The 20,014-nt window shown below is 65.0% G+C and carries 18 protein-coding genes and 1 tRNA gene; 9 read left to right on the forward strand and 10 right to left on the reverse strand.

The genetic code is table 11. The annotated features are described in order from the left end of the window. The first annotated feature begins 79 nt into the window (after window positions 1–79). Complete coding sequence (pgi, locus tag GR158_RS04555) at window positions 80–1,705, forward strand: glucose-6-phosphate isomerase (protein WP_160870143.1); 1,626 nt, start codon at window positions 80–82, stop codon at window positions 1,703–1,705. Window positions 1,706–1,766: 61 nt separating this feature from the next. Here the strand turns inward: pgi and GR158_RS04560 are convergent, their stop codons facing one another. The 4 genes from GR158_RS04560 to GR158_RS04575 form a co-directional block, all read right to left on the reverse strand. Next, complete coding sequence (locus GR158_RS04560; RefSeq protein WP_160870144.1) at window positions 1,767–2,852, reverse strand: glycosyltransferase family 1 protein; 1,086 nt, start codon at window positions 2,850–2,852, stop codon at window positions 1,767–1,769. Window positions 2,853–2,901: 49 nt separating this feature from the next. After that, entirely contained in the window at window positions 2,902–3,831 is a 930-nt protein-coding gene (locus GR158_RS04565; protein ID WP_160870145.1) for a carbohydrate kinase, read from the reverse strand. A 63-nt stretch (window positions 3,832–3,894) separates the two neighbouring features. After that, the gene (locus GR158_RS04570; protein WP_134647839.1) at window positions 3,895–4,593 is read right to left on the reverse strand and encodes an orotate phosphoribosyltransferase; all 699 of its coding nucleotides are present in this window, start codon (window positions 4,591–4,593) and stop codon (window positions 3,895–3,897) included. Between the two features lie 130 nt (window positions 4,594–4,723). Beyond that, the gene (locus tag GR158_RS04575; protein WP_160870146.1) at window positions 4,724–5,149 is read right to left on the reverse strand and encodes a DoxX family protein; all 426 of its coding nucleotides are present in this window, start codon (window positions 5,147–5,149) and stop codon (window positions 4,724–4,726) included. A 186-nt stretch (window positions 5,150–5,335) separates the two neighbouring features. On the opposite strand from GR158_RS04575, the gene GR158_RS04580 reads away from it, so the two are divergent. The 3 genes from GR158_RS04580 to GR158_RS04590 all read left to right on the forward strand — a co-directional run bounded on the left by GR158_RS04580 (window position 5,336) and on the right by GR158_RS04590 (window position 8,174). Continuing rightward, window positions 5,336–5,515, forward strand: a complete 180-nt coding sequence (locus GR158_RS04580) for a hypothetical protein (RefSeq protein ID WP_160870147.1) — start codon at window positions 5,336–5,338, stop codon at window positions 5,513–5,515. Window positions 5,516–5,611: 96 nt separating this feature from the next. Then, window positions 5,612–6,316 carry a Crp/Fnr family transcriptional regulator gene (locus tag GR158_RS04585; RefSeq protein ID WP_134647845.1) on the forward strand — a complete coding sequence of 235 codons (705 nt, stop codon included), beginning with the start codon at window positions 5,612–5,614 and terminating at the stop codon, window positions 6,314–6,316. 16 nt (window positions 6,317–6,332) lie between these two features. Further along, window positions 6,333–8,174, forward strand: a complete 1,842-nt coding sequence (locus GR158_RS04590; protein WP_371731618.1) for a CHASE2 domain-containing protein — start codon at window positions 6,333–6,335, stop codon at window positions 8,172–8,174. Between the two features lie 57 nt (window positions 8,175–8,231). On the opposite strand, the gene GR158_RS04595 is transcribed toward GR158_RS04590, so the two are convergent. Both GR158_RS04595 and GR158_RS04600 read right to left on the reverse strand, forming a co-directional pair. Beyond that, window positions 8,232–8,873 carry a FecR domain-containing protein gene (locus GR158_RS04595; protein WP_134647849.1) on the reverse strand — a complete coding sequence of 214 codons (642 nt, stop codon included), beginning with the start codon at window positions 8,871–8,873 and terminating at the stop codon, window positions 8,232–8,234. Window positions 8,874–9,036: 163 nt separating this feature from the next. Beyond that, on the reverse strand, window positions 9,037–10,071 hold the full coding sequence (locus tag GR158_RS04600; protein WP_160870149.1) for a proline racemase family protein: 1,035 nt from the start codon (window positions 10,069–10,071) through the stop codon (window positions 9,037–9,039). Window positions 10,072–10,201: 130 nt separating this feature from the next. Here GR158_RS04600 and GR158_RS04605 point away from each other — a divergent pair, with 130 nt between their 5' ends. Then, entirely contained in the window at window positions 10,202–11,008 is an 807-nt protein-coding gene (locus tag GR158_RS04605; protein ID WP_160870150.1) for a phosphodiesterase, read from the forward strand. Between the two features lie 45 nt (window positions 11,009–11,053). Here GR158_RS04605 and GR158_RS04610 read toward each other — a convergent pair whose 3' ends face one another. The 4 genes from GR158_RS04610 to GR158_RS04625 form a co-directional block, all read right to left on the reverse strand. Further along, window positions 11,054–12,310 carry an alpha/beta hydrolase gene (locus tag GR158_RS04610; RefSeq protein ID WP_160870151.1) on the reverse strand — a complete coding sequence of 419 codons (1,257 nt, stop codon included), beginning with the start codon at window positions 12,308–12,310 and terminating at the stop codon, window positions 11,054–11,056. Window positions 12,311–12,528: 218 nt separating this feature from the next. Next, window positions 12,529–12,605 (reverse strand) — tRNA-Arg (locus tag GR158_RS04615). Window positions 12,606–12,728: 123 nt separating this feature from the next. Beyond that, complete coding sequence (locus GR158_RS04620; protein ID WP_160870152.1) at window positions 12,729–14,198, reverse strand: HAMP domain-containing sensor histidine kinase; 1,470 nt, start codon at window positions 14,196–14,198, stop codon at window positions 12,729–12,731. A gap of 186 nt (window positions 14,199–14,384) precedes the next feature. Continuing rightward, window positions 14,385–16,391, reverse strand: a complete 2,007-nt coding sequence (locus GR158_RS04625; protein WP_160870153.1) for a methyl-accepting chemotaxis protein — start codon at window positions 16,389–16,391, stop codon at window positions 14,385–14,387. Between the two features lie 424 nt (window positions 16,392–16,815). Between GR158_RS04625 and rpmH the strand changes: the two genes are divergently transcribed. The 4 genes from rpmH to yihA all read left to right on the forward strand — a co-directional run bounded on the left by rpmH (window position 16,816) and on the right by yihA (window position 19,995). After that, window positions 16,816–16,953, forward strand: a complete 138-nt coding sequence (gene rpmH / locus GR158_RS04630; RefSeq protein ID WP_037405882.1) for a 50S ribosomal protein L34 — start codon at window positions 16,816–16,818, stop codon at window positions 16,951–16,953. A gap of 32 nt (window positions 16,954–16,985) precedes the next feature. Continuing rightward, window positions 16,986–17,378, forward strand: a complete 393-nt coding sequence (gene rnpA / locus GR158_RS04635) for a ribonuclease P protein component (protein WP_134647860.1) — start codon at window positions 16,986–16,988, stop codon at window positions 17,376–17,378. Then, window positions 17,378–19,180 (forward strand): membrane protein insertase YidC, encoded by a 1,803-nt coding sequence (yidC, locus tag GR158_RS04640; RefSeq protein ID WP_160870154.1) that lies wholly within the window; start codon window positions 17,378–17,380, stop codon window positions 19,178–19,180. Before rnpA ends, yidC begins: the two co-directional genes overlap by 1 nt. Before the next feature lie 161 nt (window positions 19,181–19,341). After that, window positions 19,342–19,995, forward strand: a complete 654-nt coding sequence (gene yihA, locus GR158_RS04645; protein ID WP_134647864.1) for a ribosome biogenesis GTP-binding protein YihA/YsxC — start codon at window positions 19,342–19,344, stop codon at window positions 19,993–19,995. Window positions 19,996–20,014: the final 19 nt, after the last annotated feature.

Consider the following 20,014-nt stretch of genomic DNA (forward strand, 5'->3'; position numbering starts at 1 on the left):
GGCGCATTTGCGGTCTTGATTTGCGCCCTCCAAAGCGACTAGCTAACCGGCATCGTCCCAAGGCCCAAGGAACACGCCGATGAACGCGCTTGTCGAAAAGCTGAAATCCATCGTCCGCGAGACCAATGCCACAGACATCAGGGCGGCCTTCGCGGCCGATCCGCAGCGGTTCGCCCGCTACAGCGTCACGCTCGAAGACTTCCTCTTCGATTATTCCAAATGCGCGGTGAACGATGCCGTGCTGGACGGCCTGGAAGAGCTTGCCCGCAAGGCCGGCGTCGAGGCGAAGCGCGACGCGATGTTTGCGGGCGAGATCATCAACATCACCGAAGAGCGCGCCGTGCTGCACACGGCCTTGCGCAACCGCGCCAACACGCCCGTTCTCGTCGAGGGCAAGGATGTCATGCCCGACGTCAATGCCGTGCTCGATGCCATGGGCGCGTTTTCCGATGGCGTGCGCTCCGGCGCCCTGAAAGGCGCGACGGGCAAGAAGATCACCGACGTCGTCAATATCGGCATCGGCGGCTCGGATCTTGGCCCCGTCATGGCGACGCTGGCGCTGGCGCCCTATCACGACGGGCCGCGCCTGCACTTCGTCTCCAACATCGACGGCGCGCATATCGCCGACACGCTGAAGCTGCTGGACGCGGAAACGACGCTGTTCATCGTCGCGTCCAAGACCTTCACCACCATCGAGACGATGACCAATGCCGCGACCGCGCGCAGGTTCATCGCCGACGCGCTGGGCGAGGCCGCGGTCGGCAGCCATTTCTGCGCGGTCTCGACGGCGCTCGACAAGGTCGCGGCCTTCGGTATTGGCGCCGAACGCGTCTTCGGCTTCTGGGACTGGGTCGGCGGCCGCTATTCGATCTGGTCGGCCATCGGCCTGCCGCTGATGATTGCCATCGGCAAGGAGAACTTCGCCGATTTCCTGGCCGGCGGCCATGCCATCGACACCCATTTCCGCACCGCGCCGATCCGCGAAAACATTCCCATGCTGCTCGGCCTGATCGGCTATTATCACCGCAACGTGCTGGACTATCCCTCGCGCGCGATCCTGCCCTATGACCAGCGGCTGTCGCGCTTTCCCGCCTATCTCCAGCAGCTCGACATGGAATCGAACGGCAAGTCGGTGACGATGGATTCCACGCCCGTCGAAGGCCAGACCGGCCCGGTCGTGTGGGGGGAACCCGGCACGAACGGCCAGCATGCCTTCTACCAGCTGATCCACCAGGGCACGGCCATCATTCCGGCCGAATTCATGATCGCGGCCAACGGCCACGAGAAGAGCCTGCGCCACCAGCACCAGCTGCTGATCGCCAATTGCCTTGCGCAGTCCGAGGCGCTGATGAAGGGCCGCAGCTTCGCGGAGGCGAAGGCACAGCTCACCGCCAAGGGCATGGGCGAGGCGAAGGCCGACCGGATCGCGCCGCACCGCGTCTTCTCCGGCAACCGCCCCTCCATCACCATGGTCCACGACAGCCTGACGCCCTTCGCGCTCGGCCGGCTCATCGCGCTCTACGAGCATCGCGTGTTCGTCGAAGGCGCGCTCTTCAACATCAACTCCTTCGACCAGTGGGGCGTGGAGCTCGGCAAGGAGCTGGCGACGGGCCTGCTGCCTGTCGTCGAGGGCAAGGAAAGCGCGGCCGGACACGACTCCTCCACGGCCGGCCTCGTCGCCGCACTGCTGAAGGCGGCGAAGTAGTCAACTTTATCTTTGCCGCATTGTCCGACACCGAAGCGATCCCGCTTCGGCTGGACATGCTCTAACGAAGGCTGAGGCGGCGTGCCGCAAAAGAACCGCGCGGCACGCGGGCGAGATTGCCCAGAAATTCCAGCGCGCAGGCACGCCAGCTATAGGTCGCGGCCCTGTTGAGCGCGACGTCCTTGGGGATATCGAGCGCGGCGAGTGCTGCCGCCCGCAGGTCCTCCGACAAGGCGCCGGCATCGCCCAGCACGTCGCGCGGGGCCGTTACTGGAAACGCGGCGACGGGAACGCCGCTGGCAAGCGCCTCAAGCATGACGTTGCCGAACGTATCCGTGCGGCTCGGGAAGACGAAGACGTCGGCGGAGGCATAGATGCTCGCCAGCTCCTCGCCGGTCTTGCGGCCGAGGAAATGCACATCGGGATAACGCTGGCGCAGCGTGGCGAGATCAGGCCCGTCGCCGACGACGACCTTGCTGCCCGGCAGGTCGAGACCGAGGAAGGCCGGCAGGTTCTTCTCCACCGCCACACGCCCGACATTGAGGAAGATCGGCCGCGGCAGGCCGAGATCCCGGCGCCTGGCGGGATCGAACAGCTTGGTATCCACGCCGCGCGACCAGCGCTTGATGCGCACGAAACCGCGCGCGGCCATTTCCGCGCCCAGCGATTTCGTCGCCACCATCATGCCTTCGCCGGCATTGTGGAAGCGGCGCAGCCACCAATAGCTCCAGCTTTCGGGAATGGGCAGGCGGGCGCTGATGAATTCCGGAAACCGTGTGTGATAGGCCGTCGTGAAGGGCAGCCGGCGGCTGAGGCAGGCACGGCGCGCCGCCATGCCGAGCGGGCCTTCGGTTGCGATATGGATATAGTCGGGCGCGATCGCCTCGATCTCGGCGAGCACGCGCCGCGCGGAGGCTAGCGCCAGACGGATTTCCGGATAGGACGGCAGCGGCACGGTCGCGAATTTTTCCGGGGTGAGGAAGACGACCTCGACCCCCTCCTCCGCCATCGAGCGCGCCAGCTCCTCCAGCGTGTGCACGACGCCGTTCAGTTGCGGTCGCCAGGCATCGGTGACGACGAGCACGGTGGGTGCCGGTGCATCAGGGCTGACGGAGGCATGCTGGTCGGGGACGTGCTGTTCTCGCATGCCCCCTTTGATCACGTTGCGATGACAGCCGCGTGAACGTGGCTGCCGATCAGGCGAGGCCGATCTCGTTCGCCCAAGGGGGATTGGCGCCGGCGCGGGAGACCGTGACGGCCGCGGCCTTGGCGCCGAGCCCCAGCGCCTTCGCGATCTGCTCTTCGTCGAGTTTCGCCACCTGTTGCTTGGTGAGCAGGTTCTGCATCTTGAGCGAGGCCAGCACGCCGGCATCGAAGGTGTCGCCGGCGCCGACCGTATCGACGACGCTGACGCGTTCGCTCGGCACCGTGACCTTGTGCTCAGCCGTGTAGCCGACCGCGCCGTCGGCGCCACGGGTCACGACGACGAGCCTGGCGCCGTGGTGCAGCCAGTAGCGGGCAAGCGCATCCTCGTCGCCATCGAGACCGAACCAGGCGAGGTCCTCATCGGAGAACTTGACGATATCGGCCATCGCCGCCATCCGGCGGATGCGGGCCATATGAGCGTCCTTGTCCTTGATGAAGCCGGGGCGGATGTTGGGATCGAGCGAGATGACGCGCTTCTCGTGCTCGCGCTCGAGGAGCGCCTCATAGGTGGTGCCGCAGGGTTCCGGGATGAGGCTGATCGCGCCGAAATGCAGCGCCTCGCACGTATCGCCCAGCGCCGGAAGCTCGGCCTCGGTGATCATGCGGCCGGCCGTGCCCTCGTCGTAGAAGGCATAGGTCGCGTGGCCGTCGACCAGCTTGACGAAGGCGACCGTGGTCGGCCGCGACAGCGTTGCGCAGTAGCTGTAATCGACACCGCTTTCGCGCAGCGTCTTGCGCAGGATGTCACCCATCATGTCATCCGACAGGCCCGTGAAGAAGCCCGTGGGCACGCCGAGGCGGCCGAGCGCGATGGCCGTGTTGAAGATCGCGCCGCCGGCATAGGGCGCATAGGCATCCTCGCCGAGCGTCGTCGTCCGCGGCAGCATGTCGATCAGCGCTTCACCACAACACAGGATCATCGAAAGTCCTCCAACCGAATTTCAATCGATTTAAACAATCACGGCGGAAAGCGCCAGCGCTTTTTAGGATGTCGGCAGTTCCGAGACGCCGCCATGGGCGGCCGACCAGGCCAAGGGCGCATCGAAGAAGGCGGAGACGGAGGCGAGCGTCGCATCGTCGAAGAGCTTTTCCTGTCGGGCGACGGCCAGAACGTCGCGCCAGGTCGCGACGTGATGCAGCTTCACGCCGCCATTGGCATAGCGCGCCTCGGCCTCCTTGAAGATGCCGTAGTAGAACAGCGACATGCCGTGATCGACCACGCCGCCGGCCGCGCGGATCGCGTCGATGAAGGTGAACATGGAGCCGCCGACCGTGACGAGATCCTCGATGACGAGCACGCGCGCGCCTTCCGCCATCACGCCCTCGATCTGCGCATTGCGGCCATGGCCCTTGGGCTTCTTGCGCACATAGATCATCGGCAGGCTGAGACGGTCGGCAAGGAGGGCGGCGAAGGGAATGCCGGCCGTCTCGCCGCCGGCGATCACGTCGATACGCTCGAAGCCGACATTGCGGGTGAGGGTGGCGGCGGCGAAATCCATGATGGCCGAGCGGATGCGCGGGTAGGACAGGAGCTTGCGGCAATCCATGTAGACCGGGGAAGCCATGCCGGAGGCGAGCTTGTAGGGCTCTTCCGGGCGGAAATGCACCGCCTTGATCTCCCAAAGCATGCGGGCCATCAGCTCCGCCATCACATCTCGGTCCGGAAAGGAATTGGAAAACATCGGCATCTCCCGCAGGGTTCTATCCCCGTGCGCATAGCAGCAAGAGTGGCGGCTTTCCAGCGTTCAGACAACGAAAAACCCCTCCCGGGGACCGGGAAGGGTTTCTGGAGGATCAGATGGATAGTCGGGTTCAGGCTGCGCGGCGGGCGTCGACGGAGATCGAGCCGGGGCCGAAGGCGGCAAGCACGAGGAAACCGCCGGCAATCGTGATGTTCTTCCACATCATCAGGCCGTTGAAGACCGTGAGCAGGCCATTTGCGCCTGCCGGGAAGTCCGGAATGTTGATCGCGCCGCTGTGGAAGGTCAGCGCGGTGAACACGCAGAAGGCGGCGAGCAGGTAAGCCGCGATCTTCGTCTGGAAGCCGACGAGGATGAAGAGGCCGCCGACGAGTTCGAAGATACCGGCGATATAGGCGAGCGCGGTTGCGGCCGGCAAGCCGGCACCGGTGATCATGCCGGCGGTGCCGGCGGGATCGGTCAGCTTGCCAAAGCCCGAGGTGATGAACATGAGGGCGAGGAGGATGCGTCCGACGAGGACGACGGCGTTCTGCGGCATGGAAAGCTCCTGAGGCTTCGTTGTTTGCGTTGACGACAGAGATAGCAGCTTTCATTCGTCAAGCCAGCCGGTCGTTCGGAAGACAGATTGTTCACTTTTTGAGAACGACTTCCTGTTTCCGCAGGAACAGACCGGGGCATGGGACCGTGGGAGAACGGCGCCTGTCGCCTGCCTGCCGGAGAGATCATGCGCCTGACCCTGCTCGCCCTCGCTCTTGCCGCCGTTTCCTTCACTTTCACGGCTGCGGGCGCGTCCTACGGCGAAGGCTATCGCGCGCACGACCGGCAGAACTGCGTCACCAAGCGCTTCCGCATGGCGGACGCCCATGGAAGGACCGTTGCGAAGCGCGTGCGTATCTGCGGCTGACAACCGCCAGGGCACGTTCTTTTCTGTTGCATGCGCCCGGCCGCTGGGCGAAGATTCCGCCGGCTGGCGTATTTCGGCCGGCCGGGGACAGCGGACATGAACGAGATCAACAAGAGCGCCGCATTCTGGCGCTCCTTTCCGATTTTCGAGGGTTTCAGCAAGGAGACGATCGGCGATATCGCTGGGATCGCGACCTATCGCAAATGGCCGGCGGGAACGGTGATCTTCCAGCGCGGCGACGAGGGCACCTATCTCATCGTTTTGGTCACCGGCCGCATCAAGCTTTCCCTCATCACGCCACAGGGCAAGGAACTGTCGCTGCGCCAGCTCGAACCCGGCGCCGTGCTCGGCGAGATGGCGATCCTCGACGGCCAGCCGCGGTCGGCGGATGCCACGGCGGCAGTGGCGACGGAGGGCTACGTCATCGCCAAGCGCGATTTCCTCGACCTACTCGCCCGCAACCCGGCGGCCGCACAGGCGGTCATCCACTATCTCTGCACCAAGCTGCGCGAAACGACGGAGCAGCTCGAAACCATCGCGCTCTACGATCTCGATGCGCGGGTCGCCCGCTTCTTCCTGGCCACGCTGCGCAACATCCACGGCGAGGAGCTGCCCGACAGCGCCAATCTCCAGATCGCGCTGAGCCAGACGGAAATCGCCGGCATCCTCGGCGCGAGCCGGCCGAAGATCAACCGGTCGATCCTCGCGCTGGAGGAAGCCGGCGCCATACGGCGCAAGGACGGGATCATCCAGTGCCATGTCGGACGGCTTTACGGCATCGCCGAGCCGGACGACGACTAGGCTGCCGAAAGCAATGATCGCAAAGAAATACAGGCCCCTCGCCGCCGGCCTCATTGCCAGCCTTGCCGGCGCACTGGCGCTTCTCGCCCTGGGCGAGACGGCGCTGGAGCGGCAGCGCGAGTTCTATTTCGACGCGCTCACCCAGGCCGTTCCGGCCGCGCGGAGCGACCGCATCGTCGTCGTCGATATCGACCGCAAGGCCTTCCAGAGCGTGCCGAACCGCGACTGGACGCGCGCCGAGACGGCGACGCTCGTCGAACGGCTTGCGGCCGCCAAGCCCACCGCCATCGCCTTCGACTTCATCTTCAGCACGGATTGCGCGCCCGACGTGCCGGCCAATGCCGCGCTCGCGGACGCCATCGGCAAGGTGCCGACCATCCTCGGTTTCCTGATCGGCGAAACGCTTGACGGTGCGCCGCATCCCGTGCCGAAGCTTGCGCTGCACCGGCCTGTCAACGTGCCGGACCTCTGGTTCATCGAGGGCACGGAAAGCTCGTGCACCTTCCTGCAGGATCGCTCGACGGCAGCCGCTGCCGCCTTCCTGGTCGGAGACGAGGATGCCGTGGTGCGCCGCGTGCAGGCCTATGCGATCGTGGGCAACGCGGCCTATCCGGCGCTTGGCGTGGAGGTGGCGCGGCTTGCGGCGGGCGCCCGCACGCCCGTGCTGGGCGGCGACCCCACATGGCTGCGCCACGACGGCCGCGTCCTGCGGCTCGACGAGGACGGCAGCCTGCGCTTCGTCGCAAGCGGCGCCGCGACCATCGCCGCACGCACCCTCTCGGCGGCCGATGTGGTGGCAGGCACTGTCCCGGCGAAGACGCTCGCCGGCAAGGTCGTGCTGATCGGCAGCAGCCTGCCCAATCTGGGTGGACTGCGCACCAGTGCGTCCATGCCCCTCGAGCCGTCCGTTCAAATCCACGCCGATCTGGCGGATGCCATCCTGACCGATACCATTCCCACGCGCGATCCGCTTCTGCCGCCCGTCGAAGCCGGCTTTGCGCTGCTTGCAGGCGCTGCGGCGGCGCTTTCGGCGGCGCGTCTGCGGCCGCTCGGTGCTGCGGTTGCCGGGCTCGCCCTGGTCGGTCTCGTCTTCGGCGCGTCGGTGCTGCTCTATGCCCGCACCGCGCTGCTTTCCGATGCGATCGGCGTGTCGCTCATCGTCGCCACGGCCGCCCTCGTCACCGGTCTCATGCAATATGCCCATGTGCGGCGGGCGGAGGCGACGGCGCGGCAGCGCTTCGCGCAATATCTGCCGCAATCCGTCGTTTCGCGCTACATCGACAATCCCGACATGGGGCGCGTGGCGGGCGAGGCGCGGCAGGTCACGGCGCTCTTCACCGATATCGAGGGCTTCTCCGCGCTGGCGCAGAAGATCGGCCCGCACGATCTCGTCAAACTGCTCGACATCTATTTCGCCGAGGTCAACGCGCTCGTTGCCCGCCACGGCGGCATGGTGGACAAGGTGGTGGGCGATGCGGTGCACGCGCTCTTCAACGCGCCGGATGATCTGGAAGGCCATGTCGACAAGGCGCTGGCCTGTGCCGACGGCATCCGCGCGCTGACCGAGGAGATGCGCCGCCGGCCGCTCTTCCTCCAACAGGCCTTCGGCCGGACCCGGATCGGCATCGAGACGGGCGACGCCGTGCTCGGGGAAGTCGGTGCCGGCGGCAAGCTCGACTACACCGCCCATGGCGACGCGGTAAACCTCGCCGCGCGGCTGCAGGACGCCAACAAGTTCCTGGGGACGCAGATCTGCGTCGGGCCGCGCGCGGCCAGCGAAGCCAGCCGGACACTCCGGGCCATCGGCCGCCACGAGATCCGGGGCTTCGGGACGATGGAGCTGTTCACGCTCGACTAGAGCATTTCCGGTGAACTCCGGTTCACCGGAAATGCTCCAGATTCCTGTTTTACCGCCTTATCCGGCGCCCACACTCGCATAGGCTTCGCGGATGCGCGCCTCGCTCCATCGCGCCACCGCCGTGGGTGCCGCGCCGGGTGCGGCGAAATCCACGCCCTCGCCGCGGCCGACCCGTCGTGTCACGCCACCGCCCGTGACCTCGACCAGCCCATGTTCCACGAAGACGGCAAAGGCGGCACCGCGGCTCGGGCCGGCGAAGAACTTGGTGCCGCGCACGCCGATCATGCCGAAGGCGGTGCGCATGGTGAAGTCGATCTTGGCGAGGCCCTCCGCGCGGTCGAACATCATCTGGCCGGTGCCAAGTTCGATGGTTCCGCCCTGCCCCGCGATGAAGCTGTCGATCAGCAGTTCGGTCTCGCTGCCCAAAAGCAGGCTCGTCTCCTCGCCGAGCGCCAGGGCCGCGAAGCTCTCCTTGCCCGTTGTCACGAAGTCGCGGTCCATGAGGCTCGCGCCGGCGCTGAGGCCTTCCAGATGGCCGGCCTGCCGGCGCGTGACGTCGCCCGTGATCTTCACGGCCTTGCCGATGACGGTGCTGGCCCGCGCCGCGCAAACGCCGGCCCCCATGAGCGCAAGCGCGCCGCCGGCCAGGAAAAGCCGTCGCCCGAAAAGACCAGGGTTCAGTGCATGGAGCGGTCGCATGACATGTCTTTCGCTTCGATATATGTGGCGCGGACTTGAACCGATGGCAGGCGCGGCGTCAACTGCTCCCCTTGATGGATCATCCCCGTTATGCGCCGATCCGGCCGCGCCCTCTGTTTCCGAGGAGACATCCGCGTCCTGCCGCGCGCAGGCCGATCCCCGGTCAGACGATCTCGCCGGCCTGGGGGCCCCAGGTGTCGGTCATGGCGAAACCGTTTGCCAGCGGGTCGGTCGGATCGAGCGCGATCTGGTGCAGGCCGAACGTCCAGCCTCGGCCTGTGATACTGGGAATGATCGCCGGGCGGCCGGCAACCACGGCCTCCGCCTCCAGTCCGACCTCGAATTCCGTGCCGATGATCGAACGCGAGCGGAACGTGTCGCCGACCTTGGCAAGGCCGCGGGCATGAAGCGTGGCGAGGTTGGCGGAATTGCCGGTGCCGCAGGGCGAGCGGTCCACGCGGCCCGGCCACATGGTGGTGGCGGTGCGCACGAGACCATCGGGGGCGCGATCGCGGAACATGACATAGGCGATGCCGCTGATCTCGGGGATCTCGGGATGGACGACCTTCATGGCGCGGTTGATGAGATCCTTCAGCACCATGCCGGCATCCACCAGCGTGCGCGCATTGGCCTTGTCGATCCTGGTGCCGATCTGTTCGACATCCACAAGCGCATAGAAGATGCCGCCATAGGAAATGTCGAAGCGCACGCGGCCCCAATGGGGCGTGTCGATCTCCACATCCAGCGCCTCGACGAAGGACGGCACCATGGTGAGCCGGACCTTCTCGCAGCGCCCGTCGCGGCAGGTGGCCGTCGCCTTGACGAGGCCGGCGGCGGTATCGAGCACGACGACCGTCTCCGGCTCCTTCATCTCGACGATACCGGATTCCAGAAGCGCCGTGGTGACGCAGATCGAATTCGAGCCCGAGGAGGCATGCGCCTGATCGGCCTGGAGGATGATGAACCCCGCATCGGCCTCCGGGCGCTTGGCGGGCAGCAGCAGGTTGACCGAACCCGTCGCCGCCGCGCGCGGTTCCAGGCACAGAAAGCGGCGCAGGCTGTCATCGACCGTGTTGATGTGATGGAGCTGCTCCGCGATCGTGTTGCCGGGGATCTTCGGCACGCCGCCGATCGCCACCTTGCCGATCTCGCCCTCGCAGTGAACGTCCAGCAGCTGGATCGTGCGCTTCCATCTCATGTCGTTCTCTCCGCTTTCACCGGCCGGCCGGCTTTCCTATTCTGATATATCAGATTGCCGCCCGTTCCAACCGCTTTTCACGCTGCCGGTTTGCACGATACGAAAGGGTCTGCACAGCACGGGACCCTCCATGACAAAACTCATCGTCTTCACCGACCTGCACATGGTGCCCGAGGGCGCCACGATCATCGGCCTCGACCCGTATGCCAGGCTGCTTGCGGGCATCGAGCACGTCAACCGTCGTCATGCGGATGCCGACAGGGTGATCTTCATGGGCGACCTGACGCATCGGGCCGATACGCCCTCCTACGAGCGCCTGCGGGACCTTCTCTCGCTGCTGACGCCGCCGGCCGCCATCACCATCGGCAACCACGATCATCGCGAGCGTTTTCTGGAAAGCTTTTCCCATGTGCAGCCGGACGAAAACGGCTTCATCCAGCAGGTGATCGATTTCGACGACTGCCGCGCCGTGCTGCTCGACACCCTGTTTGCCCCGCCCTACGACTATCCGATGAGCCATGCGGGCTATCTGTGCGAAACGCGCCTCGCCTGGTTCGACCGGGCTCTGGCCGGCGCAGGCGGCCGGCCCGTGCTCGTTTTCATGCACCACCCGCCGCACAAGACCGGCTTTACCGGCATGGACGCCATTCGCCTGGGCAATGAGGATGCCTTTTACGAGCTGGTGCTGAAACACGACAATGTCCGCCACATCTTCGCCGGCCACGTGCATCGCACGATCGGCGGGTCGCATCGCGGCATTCCCTTCTCCATCTTCAAGAGCCCGGTGCATCAGCAGCCGATGCCTTTCGACACGCCGGACACCTCGCTCTCGGTGGACGAGCCGGCCGCCTACGGCATCGTCGTGGTGACGCAGGACGGGTTGCAGGTGCACAACGAGGATTACGAGATCGCCGGGCGCGACGTGGCCATCGCCTGACGGCCGTTCAGGCAGCGGTGGATCCGGCCCGGAGGGGCCGCCGCATCACTGTCCCACAGCGGTCGTCGTGGTGTCTTCGACGGAGTTGCCGAGGCGCCGCCACTGGTCGTTGTAGTTGCGGCGCGTCACCGGATCGAAGACGGCGATGGGCGTCGAGACCGCGATGCTCGCGGCGCTGCCGACGGTCTGCGCCGTGCCGAGCGCGACCGCGCCGATGCGCTCGCCGAGACCGACTTCGGAATCGGTCACCGACTGGCCGTCGATCAGGCGATTGCCGATGAGGCGAACCACTTCCGGGCTTTCGGCGAATTTTCCGTGGTTCAGCCGGTCGCCGGATTTCAGCGCCGTCAGGTCGAGCACGGTAATGCCCTGGTTTTCCAGCATGGAGCGATAGGGCTCCTCAGCGGGGTTGATCTGGCCGAGGCGGTCGACATTGCCGGAGATGCGGCGCGACAGCGTCAGCGCGCGGTCATCGCGGGACACGAAGAGCGTGAAGTTCGGGCGATCCTTCTTGTCCTTGCCGATGGCCCGCATCTGCTGGCCGAACACATCGACGTCGAGATCGGGCGACGCGAGAATGACCTGCTGGATCTTCTTCGGTACGCGGCCGTCGCGGATCGCCATCTGGCGCAAGGTCTCGACGGCAAGCCAGGTGCCCATGGAATGCGCCATGATGGTGATTTCACCGACCTCAGGCGTGTTGACGGCAGCCCGCAGCAACTCCTCCAGCGCATCGCGCGAATAGTTGGTGCTTTCCTTGTCGTAGGAATAATCGAAGATGCTGGCGCGCGACGGCCAGGTGAAGATGACAGGCGCGGCATCGGTCTTGGAATCGTGCACGATCTGCGCGAAGCGATAGACGGCATCCTCATAGCGATTGTTGAAGCCGTGCACGAAGATCAGCACCCGGCGGCTCTTCGGCAGGTTGCGGCCGAGCCAGCCATCGGCGGCCTTCGCACCATCGATCGGCTTCACGCTGACCGTGGAGAAATCCTTCATCGGATCGGCAGGCAGCTTCTTGGGCCATTGCACCTGGCCGACCTTGCGCTTGTCGTCAGGCGGTATCGAAACGACGATGTCGCTGACCGCGAGTTCCGAGCCGCGCTCGCCGGAAAAGAGAACGCCGGGTTGGCTGGACGGCGCGCGCGTGGTGGCGACCAGCAGGTCGACGGTGGAGACACCAGGAGCGACCTTGCCGCTCGGCACCAGAACGCCCTCCGGCCGGCCGGCGCAACCGGCCAGCACGATGAGCCCGGCGAACATCACCTTTCGCACCATGCGCGGCACCTCGCGGTTCGTCATGTCCCGCTTCCTTCACTTTCCCGTTTCGCCGGCGCCTGAAAGCTCCGTCCGATCCTGCTTAGCCGAGCGGCAGGCGCTTTTGAAGAGAAGCCGCGCCGGGGCACGATCACAGCCGCGCGAGGAACCGCCCCCGTGACATATCGGTCACGGCGGAAAAGCACTGACGAAAGCGCCAAGGAGCACGCCGGTTAGCAGTTTGCAGAATGTGGATTGAAGAATGGCGCACCCGAAGAGATTCGAACTCCTGACCCCCAGATTCGTAGTCTGGTGCTCTATCCAGCTGAGCTACGGGTGCGCTGGCAGTGGCGGGCGTATTGCCCGGCTGCGAGGCGGTTCTCTAAAGGGTGCTTCGGGTTATTGCAAGCGCCTTTCGGAGAAAAATGTATTTTTTTCATTGCGGCGCACTGTGCCGACGTGGTCAGGCGCGGTGGCGGAAGGCATCCAGCGGGACGGGGCGATCGGGAAGCTCGATGCGGAAAAGCGTGCCAGGCGTGACCTTTTCCACAAGCGCGATGGTGCCGCCATGCGCCAGCACGAGCTCACGCGCGATCGCCAGCCCCAGCCCCGTCCCGCCGGAGCGGGCGGAGCCGCGGAAGGCCGTGAACAGGTTCTCCCGCGCCTTCTGCGGCATGCCGGGCCCGTTGTCCTCGATGGCGATGGAAACGACGCTGCCGGTGCGGATGCCCGTCACGATGACGGTCCGGCGCTCCGCAGCGATCTCCTGCGATAGCGCTTCCACCGCGTTGCGGCAGAGATTGTGGATAACGCGGAAGAGCTGCTCGCCATCCGCATCGACCTGAAGGGCGGGCTCGACCTCGACGACGAAATCGATATCCCCGCGCGTATCCAGAGCCAGCACTTCGGAGACCTCCTGCACCAGCGGCCGCAGCGAAACGAATCGGCGGCGCGGCTCCGGCTCACGCATGCGGCCATAGGACATGACCTCGTTCGTGTAGCCGACGGCGCGGTCGATGCTGCGCAGAAGTTTTGGCGCGACGCGCTTGACCACGGGATCGTCGACATCCGACAGGCGGTCGGACATCAGCTGCGCGGAGGAAAGGATGTTGCGCATGTCGTGGTTGATCTTCGAGACGGCAAGGCCGAGATCCGCGAGGTTCTTCTGTTCTTTCAGCGTGCGCTGCAGGGTCTGCTGCATGGCCGCCAGATGGATGCCTGCGACGGCGATCTCGTCGCGCCCGCCCGATGGGCGCAGGACGCGGGCGGGGTTGGACGGATCGGCGGCGAACTCGCGGATATTGGCCGTCATGCCGCGCACCGGGCGGATCAGCAGGCGGTTGAGCGCGAAGAAGATCGGGGCGGCCGTGACGAGCGAAATGAACAGAGAGAGGAAGAAGACGTTGCGCGCATAGCGCAGCATGGCGCGGCGCAGGGCGCCGTCTTCGAGCAGCAGCTCGATGCGTGTGGTCGTCTCGCCAACCGGCCCGTAGACGCGGATGATGCGGTCGCCGCCGAAAAGCAGCGTATCGAAGGCATCGTAGACGGCGGCCGGCGTCGAGACATCCGAGAGATCATATTGCTCATCGACCGTCGGCGGCATCTCGACCGCAGCGACCATGCGCGAGGCATCGGCTTTCTTCAGCACGATCGCCTTGGCACCCGTCGCCATCAACGTCTCCTGCTGCACGGAGCGCGGCAGTTCCTGATCGGGCAACCCTTCGATGACGACGCTGGCGGCCGCCGCAGTGTTCAGGCGGTCACGCAGCCACATCAGCCGCATATTGGCGACCGACGGCACGAAGATCAGGATTTCCGCGATCAGCACGAAAATCGCCGTCACGAGGAGGAGCCTGCCGGAAAGCCCCGACAGGAAACCGACTTTCGGCACCGGCATCTCGGCCAAGGACGGCGTCCCGTCTCTGTCCACCATGTCTCAACTCCCGGGCCCGGCCACATGATGCGCCCAAAACACGCACCGCTCGGCGGTGCGTTCTCGATAACGACCGCCAGCCAATTATAGGAGATTGCGGCAATTTTTCCAACGGAGCGCAGGGCAACGGAAAACGCGGCGATCTCGCGACCGCCGCGCTCTATTTTCAGGCGCGCGCGCCGTTGATCAGAACTCTTCCCAGTTCTCCTGGACCGCGGCGGCCGACGTGGCCGCGGCGCCGCCGCCGAAGGCGCGGGCAACATTGCCCATCATGCGGCGGGCCGGTGATTCGACCGGGCGCGTCTCCGTGCGGGCAACGGCAATGCGCGACATCGCGTCGCCCGTGCGGAAGCGGGCGACCAGGTCGGCGAGGCCATCGGCTTCCGCCTTGAGCTTGTGTGTCGCAGCCGAGGTCTCCTCGACCATGGCCGCGTTGTGCTGGGTGACCTGATCCATCTGGTTGATGGCGGTGCTGACCTCCTGAAGGCCGGTCGCCTGCTCGCGGGCGGCGGTGGCGATGGAGTGGATGCGATCGTTGATGGTCACGACGCGGCCCTCGATGTCGGTCAGTGCGGCACCCGTCTCCTGCACGTACTTGACGCCGACCGACACCTCGTCGGAGGACTTGGTGATCAGCCCCTTGATGTCCTTCGCGGCGCTGGCGGCACGCTGTGCGAGTTCGCGCACTTCCTGCGCGACCACAGCGAAGCCCTTGCCGGCCTCGCCCGCGCGGGCAGCCTCGACGCCGGCATTGAGCGCCAGCAGGTTGGTCTGGAAGGCGATCTCGTCGATCACGGAGATGATCTGGCTGATCTCGGACGAAGCCTGCTCGATACGGCCCATGGCATCGATGGCGTTGCGCACGATGGTGCCCGACTGCTTGGCGCTCTGGGTCGCCTCGGCGACCATGCGGCTCGCCTCGCCTGCCTGGTCCGTCGAGTTCTTCACGGCGACGGTGATCTCGTCGAGCGCGGCGGAGGTTTCCTCAAGGGCTGCGGCCTGTTGCTCGGTGCGCTTGGACAGATCGTCGGATGCGGTGCGCAACTCGCCGGAATTGGCGTTGATCGCATCGGTGGACGACCGCACCTCGCGCATCGTGCGCTGGAGCGTGGCGAGTGTCGTGTTGACGTTCTGCTGCAGTTCGGCGAAGGCGCCGCGGAAACTGCCGCTCATGGTCTGCGTGAGATCGCCCTCGGCCAGCGCGCCGATGACGCGGCGGGTTTCGGCAATGCCTTCCTCGACGCTGGCGACCAGTTCGTTGACGCTGCTTGCGAAGCGGTTGAGGTCGTCGTTGTCGTAATCCTTGCCGATGCGCGAGGAAAAGTCACCGGCCGCGGCGGCATGGACGACGGTGGCGATGGAGGACTGGAGGTCGGCGCTCTTCTCGCGCAGAACCTGTTCCTGCGCATTGAGATCGCGCACGGTAATCGCGTTCTGGCGGAAGACGGCGACTGCTGCGGCCATTTCGCCGATCTCGTCCTGACGGCCCGCATAGGGCACTTCCGTCGCGAGGTCGCCGCCCGCAAGGCGGTTCATCGTGTCCGTGACCTTCTGGATCGGCCGGCTCAATTCGTTGGTCGCAATGTAGAAGGCTGCGCCGCCACCGGCGGCCAGACCGACACCGATCGTGCCCAGGACCAGGGTGAGCATGAGCGTCTGGAATGCGGCGATGTCGCTCTTGATGGCGCTCAGGTTGGCCGTGTCGGTTTCGACGACGGCGTCGATCTCCTGCTGGAACGCCTTGCGGTTGGCACGGTTGCTCTCGGTATTGCCCTGCTCGTTGGCGGCGGCGGGCGACACTTCCGTGCCCAGGCGCGCCGTTTCCATACGGAAGGTCCGGAACTCGGCGGCACGTCCCACGACGGCGTCGAAGGCCGCCTTCTGGGATTCCGGCACCAGCGGGCGCCAGTCGTTCAGCGTCTTGTCGATGCCATCGAGTTCCTTGCTGATGCCGTCGGCGAACTTCTTCGCATTCTCGCTGTCCTTGGAGGCGTAGATGCCACGGGCTTCCATCACCACGGCGGTGACCTGGCGGTTCAGATGCTCGCCGAGAAAGGCCCGGTCCGAGGCGTTCTGGTAGCGCTCGAGCTTTGCGCTGTACTCTGACACGACATGAACGGCGATGCCGCCGACGAGCACAGAAATGAGCCCCATCACGCCCACGATGAGATAGATTTTTCCCCGAATTTTCACGTCATGCTCCACTAGGTAAGCGGTACGGCAAGATGGCACGATCCAGCTCACCCCCTCGGGGCAAAATGTAAATTTCAAAGGTTAATTAGATTTTTATGAAAATCCCCCGGATGTTGGGCATACGCGCCTTCACGGAGCGAATATTGAGGAAGAATGGCCGCTGATTTCATCTCATGCCGCTCGTTTCACGCCGGCGAAAGCGTTAACGCGCCGGAATTGCACAACCCTTGAGGGAAAGGACATTAACGATTGCGACCGGCCGCTCTCCCGCAGGGCCACAATTGACTTTCGACCGTTTTTGCCCTTATAAGCCGCCCACGTTCGGAAAGCTCGGCTTCCCGTGAGGGGATAACCGTTGCCGGACAGAAACGCTGCTTGCTAAAACGCAAACCCAAGAAGGGCCGCACACCGCGGTATTAAATAAATGTCCAAGCGTACCTACCAACCCTCCAAGCTTGTCCGCAAGCGTCGTCATGGCTTCCGTGCCCGCATGGCAACGAAGGGCGGCCGCAAGGTCCTCTCCGCTCGCCGCGCACGCGGTCGCGCTCGTCTCTCGGCTTAAGCCGTGCCTGCCCGAACAGAGGCGACGGGCATATGACGAAAACTGTTGGAAAATCCACTGTCGGACGGCTGAAAAGCCGTCCGCAGTTTCTTTTTGTGCGCGAGGGCGAGCGCCGCAAGGGACCGCTGTTCCTTCTGGAAGTGCGCGACCGGCAGATGCCGGAGGAAGCGCCCCGCGTCGGCTTCACCGTTACGAAGAAGCATGGCAATGCCGTCGAGCGCAATCGCATGCGCCGCCGCCTCAAGGAGGCGGTGCGGCTATCCGCCGGGTTTGCAATGGAGCCCGGACACGACTATGTGGTTGTCGCCAGACGGGACGTGTTGCACGCGCCCTTCAAAACCCTCGAAGCGAGCCTGAAAGACCGGATCGCAACAGGTAAGAAACAGAAGCGGCAGCAATCCTCAGCTGCTCCCGGGAAAGAGTGATGGAAAAGAACCGCAATTATTTCGTGGCGATCGCACTGTCCGTGCTGATCCTCGTCGCCTGGCAGTTCCTGTATGTGAACCCGAAGCTGGAAAAGGATCGCGCCGCGCTGGAAGCCCAGCAGGCTGCCCAGACCCAGCAGCAGACAACGACGACGACGGCCGACGGCACGACGCCTGCGGTGAGCACGAGCGGGACGCTGCCCGGTGCGACGGCGACGGGCACGGCCACCGAGGCGCGTGACACGGCGCTTGCGAAATCCGCGCGCATCGAGATCGACACGCCCGCGCTTGCCGGCTCCATCAACCTGACGGGCGCACGCTTCGACGACCTGAAGCTCAAGGAATTCCACGAGACGGTCGACAAGTCGAGCCCGATCATCACCCTGCTCAGCCCGGCCGAAACCGAACACGGCTACTTTGCCGAAATCGGCTATGTCGGCAGTGACGCGACCGGCACGGTTCCGGGTCCCCAGACGGTGTGGACGCAGGACGGCACCGGCAAGCTGACGCAGACGACCCCGGTGAAGCTGACCTTCACCAACGACAAGGGCGTTACCTTCGCCCGCACCGTCTCGGTCGACGAACATTACATGTTCACCATCACCGACAGCATCGAGAACCGCACGGATGCGCCCATCGCGCTGTCGCCCTACGGCCGCTCGACGCGCTTCTTCAAGCCGACCGATCCGTCGGTCTACGTGCTGCACGAAGGCTTCATCGGCGTGCTCGGCGAGCTCGGCCTGCAGGAAGTGAAATACAGCAAGACCGAGGACAACACGACCGTCACGCCCGGCAAGGCGACCGGCGGCTGGCTCGGCATCACCGACAAGTACTGGGCGACGGCGCTCGTTCCGCCGCAGGCCACGCCCTATGAGACGCGCTTCTCGCACTTCACCGACGGCCGTTCGCGCTACCAGGCGGATTATCGCCAGGACGACATCACCGTCGCGCCGGGCCAGACGGTCGAAGTCAAGAACCTGTTCTTCGGCGGCGCCAAGGAAGTGCCGATCATCGACCAGTACGAGAAGACCTATGCGATCCCGCAGTTCGACCTGATGATCGACTGGGGCTGGTTCTGGTTCTTCACCAAGCCGATGTTCCAGCTGATGGACTTCTTCTTCCGCTACTTCGGCAATTTCGGCATCGCGATCCTCATCACCACGATCGTCGTGAAGGGCCTGTTCTTCCCGCTCGCCAACAAGCAGTACGCTTCCATGGCGAACATGAAGAAGATGCAGCCGAAGATGGAGGAGCTGAAGGCCAAGCACGGCGACGACCGCATGGCGCTGCAACAGGCCATGATGCAGCTCTACAAGGAAGAGAAGATCAACCCGCTGGCCGGCTGCTGGCCGATCCTCCTGCAGATCCCGGTGTTCTTCGCGCTCTACAAGGTCATCTACGTGACCATCGAGATGCGGCACGCACCGTTCTTCGGCTGGATCCAGGACCTGTCCGCGCCCGATCCGACCTCGATCTTCAACCTGTTCGGCCTGCTGCCGTTCGCGGTGCCGCACATGCTGATGATCGGCGTGTGGCCGATCATCATGGGCATCACCATGTTCCTGCAGATGCGCATGAACCCGACGCCGCCGGATCCGACCCAGGCGATGATCTTCACCTGGATGCCGCTGGTCTTCACCTTCATGCTGGCGACCTTCCCGGCCGGCCTCGTGATCTACTGGGCCTGGAACAACACGCTTTCGATCATCCAGCAGGCGATCATCATGAAGCGCCAGGGCGTGAAGATCGAGCTGTTCGACAATCTCAAGAGCCTGTTCGGGAAGAAACCGAAACCATCCTGACGACAGGTCGGGTGACGATTAAAAAACCCGGCCTCGCGCCGGGTTTTCTTTTGCCACGGCACCGCTGCCATCGCTCGGCATCGCGTTGAGCCGACAGCGCCGCGCTTGACATTCGCTGCCAAAACCGGGAAGCGGAGGGCCTGAGACAAAGGCAGGACGCAATGACCGAGACGACGACGCCCGGCGAAAAGCCCCTCTTCGGACGTCCGTGGATCTTCATCCGCGGCGTGCCGGCCATGAAATTCCTGCCGCCGGAGGGGCCGCCGGAGATCGCATTCGCAGGCCGCTCGAATGTCGGCAAGTCGTCGCTGATCAATGCGCTCGTCGGCCACAAGGGGCTCGCGCGCACCTCGAACACGCCCGGCCGCACGCAGGAACTCAACTACTTCGTGCCCGACGGCTTTTCGGGTGCGGACGACGACCTGCCGCCGATGGCGCTCGTCGACATGCCCGGCTACGGCTATGCGCAGGCGCCCAAGGAACAGGTGGACGCCTGGACCAAGCTCGTCTTCGACTATCTGCGCGGCCGCTCCACGCTCAAGCGCGTCTATGTGCTGATCGACAGCCGCCACGGCGTCAAGAAGAATGACGAGGAAGTCTTCGCCCTGCTCGACAAGGCCGCCGTCTCCTACCAGATCGTGCTGACCAAGACGGACAAGATCAAGGATGCCGGCGTGCCACGACTCATCGAGGAGACCCGGCAGAAGATCCTGAAGCACCCGGCCGCCTATCCGGACGTGCTGGCGACATCGTCGGAGAAGAGCCGCGGGCTCGACGATCTGCGCAACGCCATCCTGACGGCGATCGCCCGCTGATCGACCCGGCCTGCGCGTC

Source organism: Shinella sp. AETb1-6 (assembly GCF_009826875.1).
In the GTDB taxonomy this organism is placed as follows: domain Bacteria; phylum Pseudomonadota; class Alphaproteobacteria; order Rhizobiales; family Rhizobiaceae; genus Shinella; species Shinella sumterensis.

Bases quoted from the DNA above. Each gene is read 5' to 3' on its own strand.
- pgi (WP_160870143.1), top strand. From the start codon at position 80: ATGAACGCGCTTGTCGAAAAGCTGAAATCCATCGTCCGCGAGACCAAT.
- GR158_RS04560 (WP_160870144.1), bottom strand. From the start codon at position 2,852: ATGCGAGAACAGCACGTCCCCGACCAGCATGCCTCCGTCAGCCCTGAT.
- GR158_RS04565 (WP_160870145.1), bottom strand. From the start codon at position 3,831: ATGATCCTGTGTTGTGGTGAAGCGCTGATCGACATGCTGCCGCGGACG.
- GR158_RS04570 (WP_134647839.1), bottom strand. From the start codon at position 4,593: ATGTTTTCCAATTCCTTTCCGGACCGAGATGTGATGGCGGAGCTGATG.
- GR158_RS04575 (WP_160870146.1), bottom strand. From the start codon at position 5,149: ATGCCGCAGAACGCCGTCGTCCTCGTCGGACGCATCCTCCTCGCCCTC.
- GR158_RS04580 (WP_160870147.1), top strand. From the start codon at position 5,336: ATGCGCCTGACCCTGCTCGCCCTCGCTCTTGCCGCCGTTTCCTTCACT.
- GR158_RS04585 (WP_134647845.1), top strand. From the start codon at position 5,612: ATGAACGAGATCAACAAGAGCGCCGCATTCTGGCGCTCCTTTCCGATT.
- GR158_RS04595 (WP_134647849.1), bottom strand. From the start codon at position 8,873: ATGCGACCGCTCCATGCACTGAACCCTGGTCTTTTCGGGCGACGGCTT.
- GR158_RS04600 (WP_160870149.1), bottom strand. From the start codon at position 10,071: ATGAGATGGAAGCGCACGATCCAGCTGCTGGACGTTCACTGCGAGGGC.
- GR158_RS04605 (WP_160870150.1), top strand. From the start codon at position 10,202: ATGACAAAACTCATCGTCTTCACCGACCTGCACATGGTGCCCGAGGGC.
- GR158_RS04610 (WP_160870151.1), bottom strand. From the start codon at position 12,310: ATGACGAACCGCGAGGTGCCGCGCATGGTGCGAAAGGTGATGTTCGCC.
- GR158_RS04620 (WP_160870152.1), bottom strand. From the start codon at position 14,198: ATGGTGGACAGAGACGGGACGCCGTCCTTGGCCGAGATGCCGGTGCCG.
- rpmH (WP_037405882.1), top strand. From the start codon at position 16,816: ATGTCCAAGCGTACCTACCAACCCTCCAAGCTTGTCCGCAAGCGTCGT.
- rnpA (WP_134647860.1), top strand. From the start codon at position 16,986: ATGACGAAAACTGTTGGAAAATCCACTGTCGGACGGCTGAAAAGCCGT.
- yidC (WP_160870154.1), top strand. From the start codon at position 17,378: ATGGAAAAGAACCGCAATTATTTCGTGGCGATCGCACTGTCCGTGCTG.
- yihA (WP_134647864.1), top strand. From the start codon at position 19,342: ATGACCGAGACGACGACGCCCGGCGAAAAGCCCCTCTTCGGACGTCCG.